This window comes from Verrucosispora sp. SN26_14.1 (genome assembly GCF_004307965.1).
In the GTDB taxonomy this organism is placed as follows: Bacteria; Actinomycetota; Actinomycetes; order Mycobacteriales; family Micromonosporaceae; genus Micromonospora.
Window position 1 is genome coordinate 1 of sequence record NZ_SISL01000109.1, and the last position, 15,383, is coordinate 15,383.

Annotated in this window: 15 protein-coding genes; 8 read left to right on the forward strand and 7 right to left on the reverse strand. The window is 70.2% G+C overall.

The genetic code is table 11. The features are described 5' to 3' along the window. Window positions 1-86 precede the first annotated feature (86 nt). Together EYA84_RS12775 and EYA84_RS12780 are read right to left on the reverse strand one after the other, a co-directional pair. Entirely contained in the window at window positions 87-1,304 is a 1,218-nt protein-coding gene (locus EYA84_RS12775; RefSeq protein ID WP_131053261.1) for an NADP-dependent isocitrate dehydrogenase, read from the reverse strand. A 165-nt stretch (window positions 1,305-1,469) separates the two neighbouring features. Beyond that, window positions 1,470-1,868, reverse strand: coding sequence for a VOC family protein (locus EYA84_RS12780; protein WP_131053262.1), 399 nt, complete (start codon window positions 1,866-1,868; stop codon window positions 1,470-1,472). 82 nt (window positions 1,869-1,950) lie between these two features. Here EYA84_RS12780 and EYA84_RS12785 point away from each other — a divergent pair, with 82 nt between their 5' ends. Further along, window positions 1,951-2,718, forward strand: coding sequence for a TetR/AcrR family transcriptional regulator (locus tag EYA84_RS12785; RefSeq protein WP_236145737.1), 768 nt, complete (start codon window positions 1,951-1,953; stop codon window positions 2,716-2,718). A gap of 124 nt (window positions 2,719-2,842) precedes the next feature. Here EYA84_RS12785 and EYA84_RS12790 read toward each other — a convergent pair whose 3' ends face one another. Then, on the reverse strand, window positions 2,843-3,793 hold the full coding sequence (locus EYA84_RS12790) for a malate dehydrogenase (protein ID WP_131053264.1): 951 nt from the start codon (window positions 3,791-3,793) through the stop codon (window positions 2,843-2,845). A 99-nt stretch (window positions 3,794-3,892) separates the two neighbouring features. Then, window positions 3,893-4,753, reverse strand: coding sequence for a bifunctional methylenetetrahydrofolate dehydrogenase/methenyltetrahydrofolate cyclohydrolase (locus EYA84_RS12795; RefSeq protein WP_131053265.1), 861 nt, complete (start codon window positions 4,751-4,753; stop codon window positions 3,893-3,895). Window positions 4,754-5,186: 433 nt separating this feature from the next. Here EYA84_RS12795 and EYA84_RS12800 point away from each other — a divergent pair, with 433 nt between their 5' ends. From EYA84_RS12800 to EYA84_RS12820, 5 genes are all read left to right on the forward strand, one after another. Then, on the forward strand, window positions 5,187-6,788 hold the full coding sequence (locus EYA84_RS12800; RefSeq protein ID WP_131053266.1) for an ABC transporter substrate-binding protein: 1,602 nt from the start codon (window positions 5,187-5,189) through the stop codon (window positions 6,786-6,788). A gap of 75 nt (window positions 6,789-6,863) precedes the next feature. Next, window positions 6,864-7,802 (forward strand): ABC transporter permease, encoded by a 939-nt coding sequence (locus EYA84_RS12805; protein WP_131053267.1) that lies wholly within the window; start codon window positions 6,864-6,866, stop codon window positions 7,800-7,802. Between the two features lie 160 nt (window positions 7,803-7,962). Next, complete coding sequence (locus tag EYA84_RS12810) at window positions 7,963-8,919, forward strand: ABC transporter permease (RefSeq protein WP_131053268.1); 957 nt, start codon at window positions 7,963-7,965, stop codon at window positions 8,917-8,919. 5 nt (window positions 8,920-8,924) lie between these two features. Continuing rightward, complete coding sequence (locus EYA84_RS12815; RefSeq protein WP_131053269.1) at window positions 8,925-9,956, forward strand: ABC transporter ATP-binding protein; 1,032 nt, start codon at window positions 8,925-8,927, stop codon at window positions 9,954-9,956. Further along, complete coding sequence (locus EYA84_RS12820) at window positions 9,940-10,965, forward strand: ABC transporter ATP-binding protein (RefSeq protein ID WP_131053270.1); 1,026 nt, start codon at window positions 9,940-9,942, stop codon at window positions 10,963-10,965. Before EYA84_RS12815 ends, EYA84_RS12820 begins: the two co-directional genes overlap by 17 nt. 97 nt (window positions 10,966-11,062) lie before the next feature. Here EYA84_RS12820 and purH read toward each other — a convergent pair whose 3' ends face one another. Next, window positions 11,063-12,634 carry a bifunctional phosphoribosylaminoimidazolecarboxamide formyltransferase/IMP cyclohydrolase gene (gene purH / locus EYA84_RS12825; protein WP_131053271.1) on the reverse strand — a complete coding sequence of 524 codons (1,572 nt, stop codon included), beginning with the start codon at window positions 12,632-12,634 and terminating at the stop codon, window positions 11,063-11,065. After that, window positions 12,631-13,242, reverse strand: a complete 612-nt coding sequence (gene purN / locus EYA84_RS12830; protein WP_131053272.1) for a phosphoribosylglycinamide formyltransferase — start codon at window positions 13,240-13,242, stop codon at window positions 12,631-12,633. The genes purH and purN overlap by 4 nt, the downstream gene beginning before the upstream one ends. Window positions 13,243-13,414: 172 nt before the next feature. Between purN and EYA84_RS12835 the strand changes: the two genes are divergently transcribed. Both EYA84_RS12835 and EYA84_RS12840 read left to right on the forward strand, forming a co-directional pair. Next, window positions 13,415-13,705: a CD225/dispanin family protein gene (locus tag EYA84_RS12835; protein ID WP_131053273.1), complete on the forward strand. Its 291-nt coding sequence runs from the start codon at window positions 13,415-13,417 to the stop codon at window positions 13,703-13,705. Window positions 13,706-13,718: 13 nt separating this feature from the next. After that, the gene (locus EYA84_RS12840) at window positions 13,719-14,408 is read left to right on the forward strand and encodes a DUF4190 domain-containing protein (RefSeq protein WP_131053274.1); all 690 of its coding nucleotides are present in this window, start codon (window positions 13,719-13,721) and stop codon (window positions 14,406-14,408) included. Window positions 14,409-14,499: 91 nt separating this feature from the next. On the opposite strand, the gene EYA84_RS12845 is transcribed toward EYA84_RS12840, so the two are convergent. Then, window positions 14,500-15,383: DUF6350 family protein (locus EYA84_RS12845; protein ID WP_131053275.1), on the reverse strand; the 884-nt coding region annotated here is incomplete at its 5' end.

A 15,383-nucleotide genomic window follows, 5' to 3' on the forward strand; every position in this document is an offset into this window, starting at 1 on the left:
GTCGCAGGAGCCCGTCGGCGAGCCCGCCGCAGAGAGCCGCGAGCCCACCGGCGGTCGGCCGGCGGGCTCGCGGATACGGACGGAACTCAGGCGGCCAGGCGGCGGGCCAGGTTCTCGTCGAGCGTGTTCATGAACTCGTCGGTGGTCTGCCACGGGGCGTCCCGCGAGATGAGCAGCGCGAGGTCCTTGGTCATCTGCCCGCTCTCGACCGTGGAGACGATGACCTCCTCCAGGGTGTTGGCGAACTCGGTGACCGCCGGGGTGCCGTCCAGCTTGCCCCGGTGGGCCAGGCCCCGGGTCCAGGCGTAGATCGAGGCGATCGGGTTGGTGGAGGTCTTCTCGCCCTTCTGCCACTGCCGGTAGTGCCGGGTGACGGTGCCGTGCGCGGCCTCGGCCTCGACGGTGCGGCCGTCGGGCGAGAGCAGCACGGAGGTCATCAGACCGAGCGAGCCGAAGCCCTGCGCGACGGTGTCCGACTGCACGTCACCGTCGTAGTTCTTGCACGCCCAGACGTAGCCGCCCTCCCACTTGAGCGCGGCGGCGACCATGTCGTCGATGAGCCGGTGCTCGTAGGTGAGGCCGGCGGCGTCGAACTCCGCCTTGAACTCGTTCTCGAACACCTCGGCGAAGATGTCCTTGAACCGGCCGTCGTACGCCTTGAGGATCGTGTTCTTGGTGGACATGTAGACCGGGTAGCCGCGGTCCAGGCCGTAGCGGAACGAGGCCCGCGCGAAGTCCCGGATCGAGTCGTCGTAGTTGTACATGCCCATGGCGATACCGCCGCCCGGGAAGTTGGCGATCTCCATCTCGACCGGGTCCGACCCGTCGGCCGGGGTGTAGGTGATGGTGACCGTACCCGGGCCGGGGACCACGAAGTCGGTGGCGCGGTACTGGTCGCCGTGGGCGTGCCGGCCGATGATGATCGGCTTGGTCCAGCCCGGGACGAGCCGCGGCACGTTGGACATGATGATCGGCTCGCGGAAGACGACGCCGCCGAGGATGTTGCGGATGGTGCCGTTCGGCGACCGCCACATCTTCTTCAGCCCGAACTCCTCCACCCGGGCCTCGTCCGGGGTGATCGTGGCGCACTTGACGCCGACGCCGTGCTCCTTGATGGCGTTCGCGGCGTCGACGGTCACCTGGTCGTCGGTGGCGTCACGGTGCTGGATCGACAGGTCGTAGTAGTGCAGGTCGACGTCGAGGTAGGGCAGGATCAGCTGTTCGCGGATCTGCTTCCAGATGATCCGGGTCATCTCGTCGCCGTCGAGCTCCACGACCGGGTTGTTTACCTTGATCTTCGCCATCGGCCGGCGCTCCTCTCAGGGGACACATGCTCAAGCAGTACGAGCGTACTGGATCCGCTCCGAGCGGAAACATCGCGGCCACCCGTTCGCCGGCGGGCAGGTGCCGGACGCGGCCTCCGGGCCCGACGGGAGTTACCCCGCCAGACCCGGCGCATGCGCGGTGGATCAGTCGGCCTGCTCGGTGCCGTGCAGCCACTGGACCACCTGCAGGATCACCCCGTTGGGGTCGGTGACCTGGAAGAACCGCTCCCCCCAGGGCTCGGTCTGCAACTCGGTGACGATCGGCACACCGGCGGCCTGGAGGCGGGCGTACTCGGTGTCGATGTCGTCCACCACGAAGACGACGAGCAGGCCCTCGGCCCGCTGATCCTTCAGGCTCGGGGGCTGGAGGCTGGCCAGGCCCGTACGCAGGAAGATCAGGTTGAAGCCGACCCCGTCCCGGGCCAGCGAGACGAACCCGTCGGCCGACATCTCCTCCCGGAACCCGAAGTGCTGCTTGACGAACTCGGCCGACGTCGTCACGTCCTCGACGTTGAGCGAGATGGCCGAACCGGTGATCTGCATGCGCTCTCCCACCTTGCGGAAACTTACTCCGTACATTGTACATCGTACTGCGTACAGAGATTTGGCCTGCAAAGATCGGAGAGTGCCCGACCATCACACCGGAGGCGGCGATCCCGCCCACACGCTGCGCCTGCTCTGGCGGCAGCCCGACGCCGACCCCCCGCGCCGCGGCCCCCGCCAGGGCCGCTCGTTGGACGAGATCGTGATGGCCGCCATCGCGCTGGCCGACGCCGAGGGGCTGGACGCGGTGACCATGCGAGCGCTCGCCCAGGCCGTCGGCGTGGCACCGATGACCCTCTACACGTACGTGCCGGGCAAGGCCGAGCTGCTCGACCTGATGTTGGACGCGATCTATGCGGACATGCCCCGGCCGGACCTCTCCGACCAGCCGTGGCGGGTGCGGGTGGCGGCGCTCGCGCAGGACAACCGGGAGCTCTTCACCGCCCACCCCTGGGCCGCCGAGGTCGCCACCGGTCGCCCGCCGCTGGGGCCGGGCCTGATGGCCAAGTACGAGCACGAGCTGCGCGCCTTCGACGACACCGGCCTGGACGACGTCACCCGGGACGCCGCGTTGACCTTCGTCCTCGACTTCGTCCGGGCCGCGGCCCGCTCGGCGGCCGAGGCGCGCTCCGCTCGACAGCAGAGCGCCTGGACCGACGAGCAGTGGTGGACAGCGAACGCCCCCCTCCTGGCCCAGGTCCTCGACGAACAGCAATATCCCACCGCCGTACGCGTCGGCGCCGCCGCCGGCACCGCCCAGAACGCCGCCTACCACCCCGACCACGCCTACACGTTCGGCCTGACCCGCATCTTGGACGCCCTGACCACCCTCATCGACCAGTCGAGTTGATCAAGAAGTTTGCATTGCCGAAGAGCGATTCGGAGACGCAAACTTCTTGATCAACCCGGGGGTGGAGACAGTGCAGCGCCCCACGACCGGGAGAGGGCGTGGGGCGCTGGGTGGGAGGTCGGGGCTACATGTTGACGACGTCGGCCTGCTTGGCGCGGACGGCCTCGGCGGCCTCCTTGAGGCTGGCCAGCTCGTCGGCGTCCAGGTCGGTCTCGACCACCCGCTTGACACCCTCGGCGCCGATCGCCGCCTCCACGCCCAGGTAGACACCGGAGATGCCGTACTCGCCGTCGACCCAGGCGCAGACCGGCATGACCTCGCCGGAGTCCTCGGCGACGGCCTTGGCCATCCGCGCCGCGGCGGCCGACGGGGCGTAGTACGCCGAACCGGTCTTGAGCAGGGCGACCACCTCGGCCCCACCGTTACGGGTGCGGACGACCAGGTCCTCGATCTGCTCGGCCGGCATCACCTCACGCAGCGGCTTGCCGTTCACGCTGCTCTGCGACGGCACCGGGACCATGGTGTCGCCGTGCGACCCCAGGGTCAGCGTCTTCACCGACTTCACCGGTACCTCCAGCGCCTCGGCGACGAAGTTGGAGAACCGGGCGGTGTCGAGCATGCCGGCCTGGCCGAGCACCCGGTTACGCGGGAACTGGGTGGCGATCTGGGCCAGTGCGGTCATCTCGTCCAGCGGGTTGGAGACCACGATGACGACGGCGTTCGGGGCGTACTTGGCGACGTTCTCGGCGACCTGGCGCACGATCTTCGCGTTGGTCTCCAGCAGGTCCATCCGGCTCATGCCCGGCTTGCGCGGCAGGCCGGCGGTGATGACGACGACGTCGGAGCCCTCGATGCCCTCGTAACCCTCGCCGGTCGGGCTGGTGGTGACGCCGACGACCTTGGTCTCGAAACCCTCGACCGCACGGGACTGGTTGAGGTCGAGGGCGATGCCCGCGGGCTTGCCCTCGATGATGTCGGTGATCACGACGGTGTCGAAGACGTCGTACTCGGCCAGGCGCTGCGCGGTGGTGGAGCCGTAGAATCCGGCGCCGACGACAGTGACCTTCTTACCCATGGTCGTCCCACTCCCTGCTACCAGTCGGTTTTCCGGACGGTATCAGCCATCCTGGCACCGGGCAGGGCAGGGGCGGACGGTTATGGGCCTTCCGTCACCTCAGCCGCGTTCGGCCCGCTCGACCACGTTGGTCAGCAGCATGGCGCGGGTCATCGGACCGACCCCGCCGGGCATCGGCACCACCTTGCCGGCCACCTCGAAGACCTCCGGGTCCACGTCGCCGGTGTAGCGACCCTTGCCGTCGGAGCCGATGACCCGGGTGATGCCCACGTCGACCACGACCGCGCCCGGGGTGACCATCTCGGCGGTGAGCAGGCCGGGTACGCCGGCCGCGACGATGACGATGTCGGCGGCGCGGGTGTGTGCGGCGAGGTCGAGGGTGCCGGTGTGGCAGAGCGTCACGGTGGCGTTCTCGCTGCGCCGGGTCAGCAGCAGCCCGAGCGGACGCCCGACGGTGTTGCCCCGACCCACCACCGCGACGTTGGCGCCGCGCAGCGGCACCTCGTGCCGACGGAGCAGTTCCACGATCCCGCGCGGGGTGCACGGCAGCGGCGCGTCGTAGCCGAGCACCAGCCGACCCAGGTTGACCGGGTGCAGGCCGTCGGCGTCCTTGTCCGGGTCGATCAGTTCGAGCACCCGCTGGGTGTCCAGGTGTGCCGGCAGCGGCAGCTGGACGATGTAGCCGTGGCATGCCGGGTCGGCGTTGAGCTCCGCCACGGCCCGGTCGACCTGCTCCTGGGTCGCGTCCGCCGGCAGCTCCCGCCGCAGCGAGGCGATGCCCACCTCGGCGCAGTCGCGGTGCTTGCCGTTGACGTACGCCTGGGAACCGGGGTCGCTGCCGACCAGGACCGTGCCCAGCCCCGGCACGGTCCCCCGTTCCGCCAGGGCCTTGACCCGCGTCCGCAGCTCGTCCTTGATCTCCGCCGCAGTCGCCTTGCCGTCCAGAAGCGTCGCCGTCACGACCTGATCGTCTCACGCCCACCACCGTCGCCTCCCCCGACCTGGCGGGCCGACGACGCGGACCACGAAACTACTTTCCGTAAGGTGTCGTTCCTCACTCGGAGTGACGGCTTGTGCCGCCGGCCACCACGGCTCCGGACAACGGGCGCACGAACACCCGCAACCCGACGATCGATTCGTCCGGCCCCGAGAAGGCGTCGACCACTGCGTCACGCCCCTCAACCGTCGCAAGCATCCGCGCGCCGCCGACGCTTTGGGCGGTTCGGCCTAGCACGCCGACAAGCCCTCGCCAACCTGTACGCCCTCGTTCTGTTACCCCTTCGAGACCGGCACGTTGCCGAGCCCCGGTGCACGACCTACCGTTGCCCAGCGTTGCGCAGAGTCACCTCAATGTCGGGCTCAATAGCGCAGCGTAATGAGATGAGGAGGCTCAATGCGCGTTCGTAGGCTCGCCGCCTGGACCGCCCTCCCGCTCGCGGTGACCCTGGGCCTGGTGGCCTGCGGCTCGGGCGGCAGCGGTTCCGGTGAGAGCGACCCCAACGCGGCCGTGCGGATCGAGATCGCCGAGCCGCAGCACCTGGTGCCGACCAACACCAACGAGACGAGCGGTTCCCAGGTGCTCGCCGCCCTGTTCAGCCCGCTCGTCGACTACGACGAGGCCCACAAGCCGTACGCGGTGGCGGCCGAGTCGATCACGTCCGAGGAGAACACCACCTGGACGATCACGCTGAAGGACGGCTACACGTTCCACAACGGCGAGGACGTCACCGCCGACAACTACATCGACGCCTGGAACTACGGCGCGTACGCCCCGAACGGGCAGAACTCCAGCTACTTCTTCGAGAAGATCGCCGGGTACGACGACCTCCAGGGCGAGGACCCGAAGGCCACCACGCTCAGCGGGCTGAAGAAGGTCGACGACGACACCTTCACCGTCACGCTGTCCCAGCCGTACAGCGAGTTCACCGCGATGCTCGGGTACACCGCCTTCTACCCGCTGCCGGAGGCCGCGTTCTCCGCTCCCGGCGAGCTGGCCGAGGGGTACGAGCAGGCGCCGATCGGTCAGGGTCCGTTCAAGATGAAGGGCACCTGGCAGCACGACGCCAAGGTCGAGGTCGAGCGCTACGACGCCTTCCCCGGCGAGCAGCCGAAGGTGGCCGGCGTCGAGTTCCGGATCTACCAGCAGCTCACCGCCGCGTACGCGGACGTGCTGTCGGACAACCTCGACGTGATCAAGACCATCCCGACCGAGAACCTCTCCACCGCCGCCACCGACCTGGGTGACCGGTTCCAGCAGAGTCCCGCGTCGTCGCTGCACTTCCTGGCCTTCCCCACCTTCCAGGAGGAGTACAGCAACCCGGACGTCCGCAAGGCCATCTCGATGGCGATCGACCGTGAGGAGATCACCCGGTCGATCTTCAAGGACTCGCAGCAGCCGGCCCGCTCGTTCGTCTCCCCGGTGGTCGCCGGCTACCGGGAGAACACGGTCGGCGCACCGGGCGAGTTCGACCCGACCAAGGCCAGGGCGCTGTACGAGGCCGCAGGCGGGCCGTCGCAGATCACCCTGTCGTACAACGGCGACGGTGGGCACAAGGACTGGATCGACGCCACCTGCAACCAGCTCAAGGCCAACCTGGGTGTGGACTGCGTCGGCAACGCCGAGCCGAAGTTCGCCGACCTGCTCACCAAGGTCAAGGCCAAGCAGCCGGTCGGCCTGTTCCGGATGGGCTGGATCATGGACTACCCGTCCATGGAGAACTACCTGGGCCCGCTCTACAGCTCGAACGGTTCGTCGAACTACTACGGCTACCGCAACCCGGAGTTCGACAAGCTGCTCGCCGAGGGCGCCAGCGCCCCCAGCGAGGACGAGGCGATCGAGAAGTACCAGGCGGCCGAGGACCTGCTGGCCGAGGAGATGCCGGTGGTGCCGCTGCGCTTCGGGCAGAACAACTTCGGTCACTCGACCAAGGTGAAGAACGTGGAGATGGACCTCTTCGACCGGGTCGACCTGATCCAGATCGAGGCCGTCTCGTAACGACCACGGGCGCGGGTCGGGTCGAGGTGACCCGACCCGCCACGTGGTTCGCCCTTTTTGGGGAGACTGCCTAGTATGTTCCGCTTCATCGTGCGGCGCCTGCTTCAGATGGTCCTGGCCTTCTTCGGCACCACGCTGATCGTCTACGCGCTGATGTTCGCCGGCCAGGGCGACCCGATCCAGGCGCTCGCCGGTGAACGTCCGGTGACCGAGGCCCAGCGGGCCTACCTCACCGAGAAGTACCACCTCGACGCGACCGGGGTCGGCGGCTTCTTCTACCGCTACGTCGACTACCTCTCCAACCTGCTCCGTGGTGACCTCGGCGAATCGCTCACCGGCCGGTCGATCGGCGACATCCTCGCCACCGCCTGGCCGGTCACCATCAAACTGGCGCTGATCGCTCTCGCGGTCGCCGTGATCTTCGGAGTCACCGCGGGCGTCCTCGCCGGCATCCGACGGGCCGGCATCTTCGACAACGCCACGCTGCTGCTGACGCTGCTGGTGCTCGGCATCCCGACCATCGTGCTCGCGCCGCTCGCGCAGTACTTCCTCGGCGTCCGGTGGCAGGTCTTCCCACCCACCGCCGGTGCCGACCCCGACTTCCGCTCCCTGCTGCTGCCCGGGATCGTGCTCGGCTCGCTCTCGCTGGCCACCGCGCTGCGGCTGACCCGTACCTCGGTGGCCGAGAACCTGCGCGCCGACTACGTGCGTACCGCCCGCTCCAAGGGCTTGCCGAACCGGCGGGTGGTCAGCGTGCACGTGCTGCGCAACTCGCTCATCCCGGTGATCACCTTCCTCGGCGTCGAGGTGGGCAACCTGATGAGCGGCGCGATCATCACCGAGGGCGTGTTCAACATCCCCGGCGTCGGCTTCAACCTGTTCCGCGGCATCCGCACCGAGGACGGCCCGCTGGTGGTGGGCATCGTCAGCGTGCTCGTCGTGGTCTACCTGGTCTCCAACCTGGTGGTGGACATCCTGTACGCCGTCCTGGACCCGAGGATCCGCTATGTGTGAGCGCAGCGAGGGGACGGCATGAGTGAGCGCCAGCGAACGAATCATCAGCTCAGTGGAAATGCCTGCACCGAGCGCAGCGAGGGGACGGCATGAGTGAGCGCAGCGAACGAATCGGCCAGCGCAGCGGAAATGCCGGCACTGAGCGCAGCGAAGGGACGGCATGAGTGACTTCGAGACCGTCGCGGCGACGGAGAACCAGGCCGCGCGACGGGGGCCGTCGGGTGAGCCGGGCGCGCCGGACCAGGTCGGCCGTCCCCGCAAGCCGCGCAGCCTGGCCGGGGACGCCTGGCGCGACCTGCGCCGCAAGCCGATCTTCTGGATCAGCTTGTTCCTGGTGCTGCTGGTGGCCGCGATGGCCGCCGTGCCCGGGCTCTTCACCGGCAACGATCCGGGCGACTGCGTGCTGTCCCGGCAGCACGCCGCCCCGTCCGGCGGGGCGATCTTCGGGTACGACTTCCAGGGCTGCGACACGTACGCCCGCGCGGTCTACGGCGCCCGCGCGTCCCTGCTGGTCGGCGCCCTCTCGGCGCTGCTCACCGGGGTGATCGCGTTGGTCGTCGGGATGCTCGCCGGCTACTTCGGCGGCTGGGTCGACGCGGTGCTCTCCCGGGTGATCGACATCGTGCTCGGCATCCCCCTGCTGCTGGCCGCGATCGTGCTGCTCAAGCGGGTCGCCAGCGACAGCGCCACGGTACGCGTCGGTGCCGTCATCTTCGTGCTCGCGGTGCTCGGCTGGACCACCGCCGCCCGGGTGGTCCGCTCGTCGGTGATCACCGCTCGGGAGCAGGACTACGTGTCCGCCGCCCGGATGCTGGGCGCCGGCAACGGCCGGATCATGTGGCGGCACATCCTGCCGAACGCGCTCGCCCCGGCGATCGTGGTGCTGACCATCGCGCTCGGTTCGTTCATCGCCGCCGAGGCGACACTCTCGTTCCTCGGCATCGGCCTGCGGGAGCCCACCATCTCCTGGGGCATCGACATCAACAACGGTCGGGTGCACATGCGGGAGTCGGCGACACCGCTGGTCGTCCCGTCGACGTTCCTGGCCCTGACCGTACTGGCGTTCATCATGCTGGGCGACGCCATCCGCGACGCGTTCGACCCGAAGCTGCGGTGACCGACATGACCACGACGCCACCGACCCCGGCCACCCCCACCCCGCCCGGCGGCCACCTGCTCCAGGTACGGGACCTGCACATCGAGTTCCGCACCGGCGAGGGGGTGGCCAAGGTGATCAACGGGGTCAGCTACCACCTGGATCCGGGCGAGACCCTGGCGGTGCTGGGCGAGTCGGGCTCCGGGAAGTCCGTCACCGCGCAGGCGGTGATGGGCATCCTGGACAGCCCACCGGCGCACGTCAGCTCCGGACAGATCCTCTATCAGGGGCGCGACCTGCTCACCCTGCCCGAGGAGCAACGCCGGCAGGTGCGGGGCAAGGAGATCGCGATGATCTTCCAGGACGCCCTCTCCGCGTTGAACCCGGTCTTCCCGGTCGGTTGGCAGATCGGCGAGACGCTGCGCCAGCGGCTCGGCATGTCCCGGGCCGACGCCCGTCGCCGCGCGGTGGAGTTGATGGACCTGGTGCAGATCCCGGCCGCCGACGCACGTCTGGGCGACTATCCGCACCAGTTCTCCGGCGGTATGCGCCAGCGCGTGATGATCGCGATGGCGCTGGCCATGGAACCGAAGGTGCTCATCGCCGACGAACCGACCACCGCGCTCGACGTCACCGTGCAGGCGCAGATCATGGACCTCCTCGCCGACCTGCGGCGGGACCTGGACATGGCGATGATCCTGATCACCCACGACCTGGGCGTGGTCGCCGACGTGGCCGACCGGATCGCCGTCATGTACGCGGGCCGCATCGTCGAGCACGCCGACGTGCGGTCGCTGTACCGGGCACCTGCCCACCCGTACACCAAGGGGCTGCTGGCGTCGATCCCGCGCCTGGACCAGCGCGGCGGGCGGCTCTCCACCATCCGGGGCCTGCCGCCGAACCTGATGCGCATCCCCAGCGGCTGTCCCTTCCATCCCCGGTGCCCGTACGCGCAGCAGGTCTGTGTGGACGAGGTACCGCACGACCTGGTCCTCGGCGACGGCCGGACCAGTGCGTGCCACTTCGCGCAGGAGGTACGTGATGACCGCGCCGACTGAGCCCACCACCGTGCGCGGCGAGACGCTCCTCGACGTCGACGACGTGGTCAAGCACTTCCCGATCACGCAGGGGGTGCTGTTCCAGAAGAAGGTCGGCGCGGTGAAGGCCGTCGACGGGGTGAGCTTCCAGCTCCGCCGGGGCGAGACGCTGGGCATCGTCGGCGAGTCCGGCTGCGGCAAGTCCACCCTGGCCCGGCTGCTGATGCGGCTGGAACGCCCGACCGCCGGGCGGGCCACCCTGGCCGGGCAGGACCTCTTCGCCGCCTCCGGCGCCCGGCTGCGCCGGATCCGCCGGAACATGCAGATGGTCATGCAGGACCCGTACACCTCGCTGAACCCGAGGATGACCGTCGGCGACATCATCGGCGAGCCGTTCGAGATCCACCCCGAGGCGGCCCCGAAGGGCAGTCGCGACCGGCGGGTGCAGGAGTTGCTCGACGTGGTCGGGCTGAACCCGGAACACGTCAACCGCTACCCGCACCAGTTCTCCGGCGGTCAGCGGCAGCGCATCGGCATCGCCCGGGCACTCGCGCTGCGGCCCGAGGTGATCGTCTGCGACGAGCCGGTCTCCGCGCTGGACGTCTCCATCCAGGCCCAGGTGATCAACCTGTTGGAGCAACTCCAGGACGAGTTGGGGCTGTCGTACATCTTCATCGCGCACGACCTGTCCGTGGTGCGGCACATCTCGGACCGGATCGCGGTGATGTACCTGGGCCGCATCGTGGAGATCGGCACCGAGGACGAGATCTACCAGCGCGCCACCCACCCGTACACACAGGCACTGCTCTCGGCCGCGCCGGTGCCGGACCCGGACGCCCGGGAGCATCGGACGGTGATCCGGTTGCACGGTGACGTGCCGAGCCCGGCCGACCCGCCGAGCGGCTGCCACTTCCGGACCCGCTGCTGGAAGGCCCAGGAGATCTGCGCCGTCGAGGATCCGCAGGCGGTGCCACGGGCCGCCGACCCGCACCCGTCCGCCTGTCATTTCGCCGAGCTGCGATCGGTGTAAGGAAGGGTCCCCTGCTAACGCCTGGTGTATAGCAGGGGACCCTTCCTAACATCACAGCCGCAAGCGCACACGGCGCCGCCGGTCGCGCGGCGGCGGGTCAGTGGAAGAAGTGCCGGGTGCCGGTGAGGTACATGGTGACGCCGGCCTGCTTGCAGGCGGCGATCACCTCCTCGTCCCGGATCGAGCCGCCCGGCTGCACGATGGCCCGGATGCCGGCGTCGATGAGGATCTGCGGGCCGTCGGCGAACGGGAAGAACGCGTCCGAGGCCGCCACCGCGCCCCGCGCCCGGTCGGCACCGGCCCGGCTGACCGCCAGTCGCGCCGAGTCCACCCGGTTGACCTGCCCCATCCCGACACCGACCGTGGCGCCGTCCTGCGCCAGCAGGATCGCGTTGCTCTTCACCGCGCGCACCGCCCGCCAGGCGAAGGCCAGGTCGGCCAGGGTCGCCTCGTCGGCCGCGTCACCGGTGGCCAGCCGCCAGGTCGCCGGGTCGTCGCCCTCGGCGTCGACCGCGTCGCGTTCCTGCACCAGCACGCCGCCGGTGATCTGCCGCCACTCCGTGGACGGCGGACGGAACTCCGGTGCCCGCAGCAGCCGGATGTTCTTCTTGGCCTGGAGCACCTCGGCGGCCCCCGGCTCGTAGCCGGGCGCCACCACGACCTCGGTGAAGATCTCGGCGATCTGCCCGGCCAGCTCGACCGAGACCGGACGGTTCACCGCGATGACGCCGCCGAAGGCGGAGACCGGGTCGCAGGCGTGTGCCTTGCGGTGCGCCTCGGCCACGTCCGCGCCGACCGCGATCCCGCACGGGTTGGCGTGCTTGATGACGGCCACCGCCGGCTGGTCGGCGAAGTCGTTCGCGGCCCGCCAGGCGGCGTCGGCGTCGACGTAGTTGTTGTAGGACATCTCCTTGCCGTGCAACTGCTCGGCCTGGGCCAGGCCGGGCGGGCTCGCCGGGTCCGCATAGACCGCCGCGCCCTGGTGCGGGTTCTCGCCGTACCGCAGCACCGCCTGCCGCCGCAGCGCCAGCCCGGCGAACTCCGGCCCGCCGTCGGCGGCCGGGGCCAGGGACGTGGCGAACCAGTCGGCGACCGCCACGTCGTACTCGGCGATGTCGGCGAAGGCGCGGGCGGCCAGCGCCCGCCGCTGCGCCAGGGTGAAGCCACCGCCGTCGAGCGCGGCCACCAGCAGCGGGTACGCGGCCGGGTCGGTCACCACGGCCACCGAGGCGTGGTTCTTGGCGGCGGCACGCACCATCGCCGGACCGCCGATGTCGATCTGCTCGACGCACTCGTCCTGGCTGGCGCCGGAGGCGACGGTCTGCTGGAACGGGTAGAGGTTGGAGACCAGCAGGTCGACCCCGGCGATGCCGTGCTCGTCGAGCTGGGCGACGTGGGTGTCCTTGCGCAGGTCGGCGAGGAGTCCACCGTGGATCGTCGGGTGCAGGGTCTTCACCCGGCCGTCGAGGATCTCCGGGAAACCGGTCACCTGCTCCACGGCGGTCACCGGTACGCCCGCACCGGCGATCGTCGACGCGGTGCTGCCGGTCGAGACGATCTCCACCCCGGCGGCGTGCAGGGCCTTGGCCAGGTCGACCAGACCGCTCTTGTCGTAGACGCTGACCAGTGCCCGCCGGATCGGGCGGCGCCCGTCCTCGATGGAACTCACGGAACTGTGACCTTTCTCCCGGTGATCGTCCAGCCGTCGCGGACCAGCCGGCCCACCTGCTCGACGAGTTGCTGCCGCTCGGCTTCCTTGATGCGCTCGGTGAGCGTGTCCACGTCGTCGTCGTCGTGCACCGGCACCGCCACCTGCGCCACGATCGGGCCGGTGTCCATTCCGGCGTCGACGAAGAAGAGCGTCGCCCCGGTGACCTTCACGCCATAGGCGAGCGCGTCCCGCGGGCCGTGGATGCCGGGGAAAGCCGGCAGCAGGGTGTTGTGCGTGTTCAGGTAGCGGTCGCCGAAGGCGGCGAGGAACCGGGAACCGACAAGCTTCAGGAACCCGGCGGAGACGACCAGGTCGGGCCGGTGCGCGGCGACCTGCTCGGTGAGCGTCGCGTCCCACTCCTCGCGGGACGGGTGGTCCTTGACCTTCGCCACGAAGGTCGGCACCCCGGCGGCGGCGGCCCGGTCCAGCCCGGCGATGCCGTCGCGGTCCGCGCCCACCGCGACCACCCGGGCCCCGTACGCCGGGTCGGCGGTCGCGTCCAGCAGCGCCTGCAGGTTGCTGCCGGAGCCGGAGACGAGGACGACGATGCGGGCGGGCTCGGTCACCGGCACACCCTATCCGGCGGCGGATCAGCGCTGGTCCGGTGCCCACCCGATGGGCCGCCGACCCTTCGCCGACCACCGAAGTCGCACAGACCGGGTACGCTGCCGGTCGCTTGGGACCGGCGCATGTCCGGCCCGCACCCGTCAGCGACACGTACGTGAGGAGCTCGTCACCATGCAGCCCGGATACCCGTCCCAGCCGCCCCAGCAGGTCGACAACAACATGACGATGTCGATCGTCGCCATCTTCCTGTTCTGGCCGCTGGCGATCCCCGCCATCATCAACGCCTCGAAGGTCAACCAGCTGCTCCAGCAGGGTGACTACGCCGGTGCCCAGGCCGCGTCCGCCGAGTCGAAGAAGTGGTCCAAGTGGGCCATCATCGTCGGTGTCGCGTGGCTCGTGATCGTGCTGCTCTGCTGCCTGGGCGGTGGCGTCCTCGGTTCGCTCAGCGGCTCGAACGCCTGAGTAACGGAACCACATGCAACCCGGTAACCCCGGTCAGGACCCGTACGGCCAGCAACAGCCGTACGGGGATCCGACAGCTCCACCTCCGCACAACCCGTACGCGCCACCGGCGGCCAATCCCTACGCACCTCCGCCGGCCAACCCGTACGCCACACCGGAGCCGCACACGCCCGCGGTCGACCCGTACCAGCAGGCAGACCCGTACCAGCAGGTCGATCCGTACCAGCAGGTCGACCCGTACGGCCAGCAGCCGCCCACCTCGGGGCAGCCCTACGATCCGTACTCTGCACCGCCCGCCGGACAGCCGGCGTACGGTCAGCCCCCGGCCTACGGGCAGCCGCCGACGTCGGGGCACCCCTACGGCCAGCCCTACCAGGACCCGTACGCCCCGCAGCCGTACGGCGGCGCGCCGATGTACCCGCACGCGGGTTTCGTCGGCCACGGCGGCCAGCAGAACACCCTCGCGCTGGTGGCGATGATCCTGGGCATCGCATCGATCCCGCTGAACTGCTGCTACCTCGGTATTCCGCTGGGTCTGGCCGCGGTCATCACCGGCTGGCTCGGCAAGCAGAAGGTCGACCAGGGCCTGGCCGGCAACCCGGGGCAGGCACTCACCGGCCTGATCTGCGGCGGCATCGGCCTGCTGCTGGGCCTGCTCTATGTCGTGCTGATCGCGGTGAACTACGCCGTGCCGCGACTTTGAACCAGCAGTACGCGAGGGGCGCTCCGGACGACCGGGGCGCCCCTCGTCGTGAGCAGGCCCGCTGTCGAGGTCTGGCCGCCCTGCGGCAGGTCTAGACGGCGCGTCGGGTGAGCCAGCGGACCGCCCCCGCACCGAGCACCGCCCCACCGCCCGTGATCAGCGTCGCGGCCAGCGCCACCTGCCACCCGACCGGGCCGACCTCGGCCAGCCGACCGGCACCGAGCGGTCCGCCGGAGACCTCCGCGAGCACCCCCAGCAGCACCCCGGCCACCGGACCGACGAGTACGGCCGGCACCAGCAGACGCCGCCAGCGCAGCGGAGCGCGGTCCGCCCCGGCCGACCGGATCAACCGGCGGGCCAGCAGCCCACCGGCGGCCATACCCACCAGGACCGGCATCGCGAGAACCATGATCGAGGCGGGCCCGTCGACCGGCCCGCTCGGCAGCCCGGCGAACAACGGCAGCGCCGGTAGCGCGCCGACGGAGACCTCGCTGGTGCGGACGGCCGTGTCGGTGCCCACGGCGAAACCGGGCCCGAGCAGGTAGCTGGTGGACCAGACGGTGGCGTTGGGCGCGTACGCCAGGCTGACCAGCGTGATGCCAGCCTGCCCGGCCACACCGGTGCGGTAGGCGCCGATCAGGTCGGCCGCGTCGCCCCCGCCGGTCGCCACGGCCAGTCCCGCCCCGGCGGCTCCCGCGCCGAGCAGCACCAACGCGGCCACCAGACCGGCACGGACCCCTTCGCGTACCGGCCCCGGCAGCTGCCCTGCGAGCACCTCGGCCAGCCCGGTGGTCCGGGCCGCGCCGAGACCCGCGGCGAGCGTGCCGAGCACCGCGAGCGTCACGCCGGCCCGTGGCCATGACACACCGGTGCCACCGGAATCGACGAGCAGCGCGGCGAGCAGGCCGATCAGGGCGTATCCGACGCCGACCGCCGCCGCGACGGCGACCGTGCGGCCCGCTGTCTGGTATACAC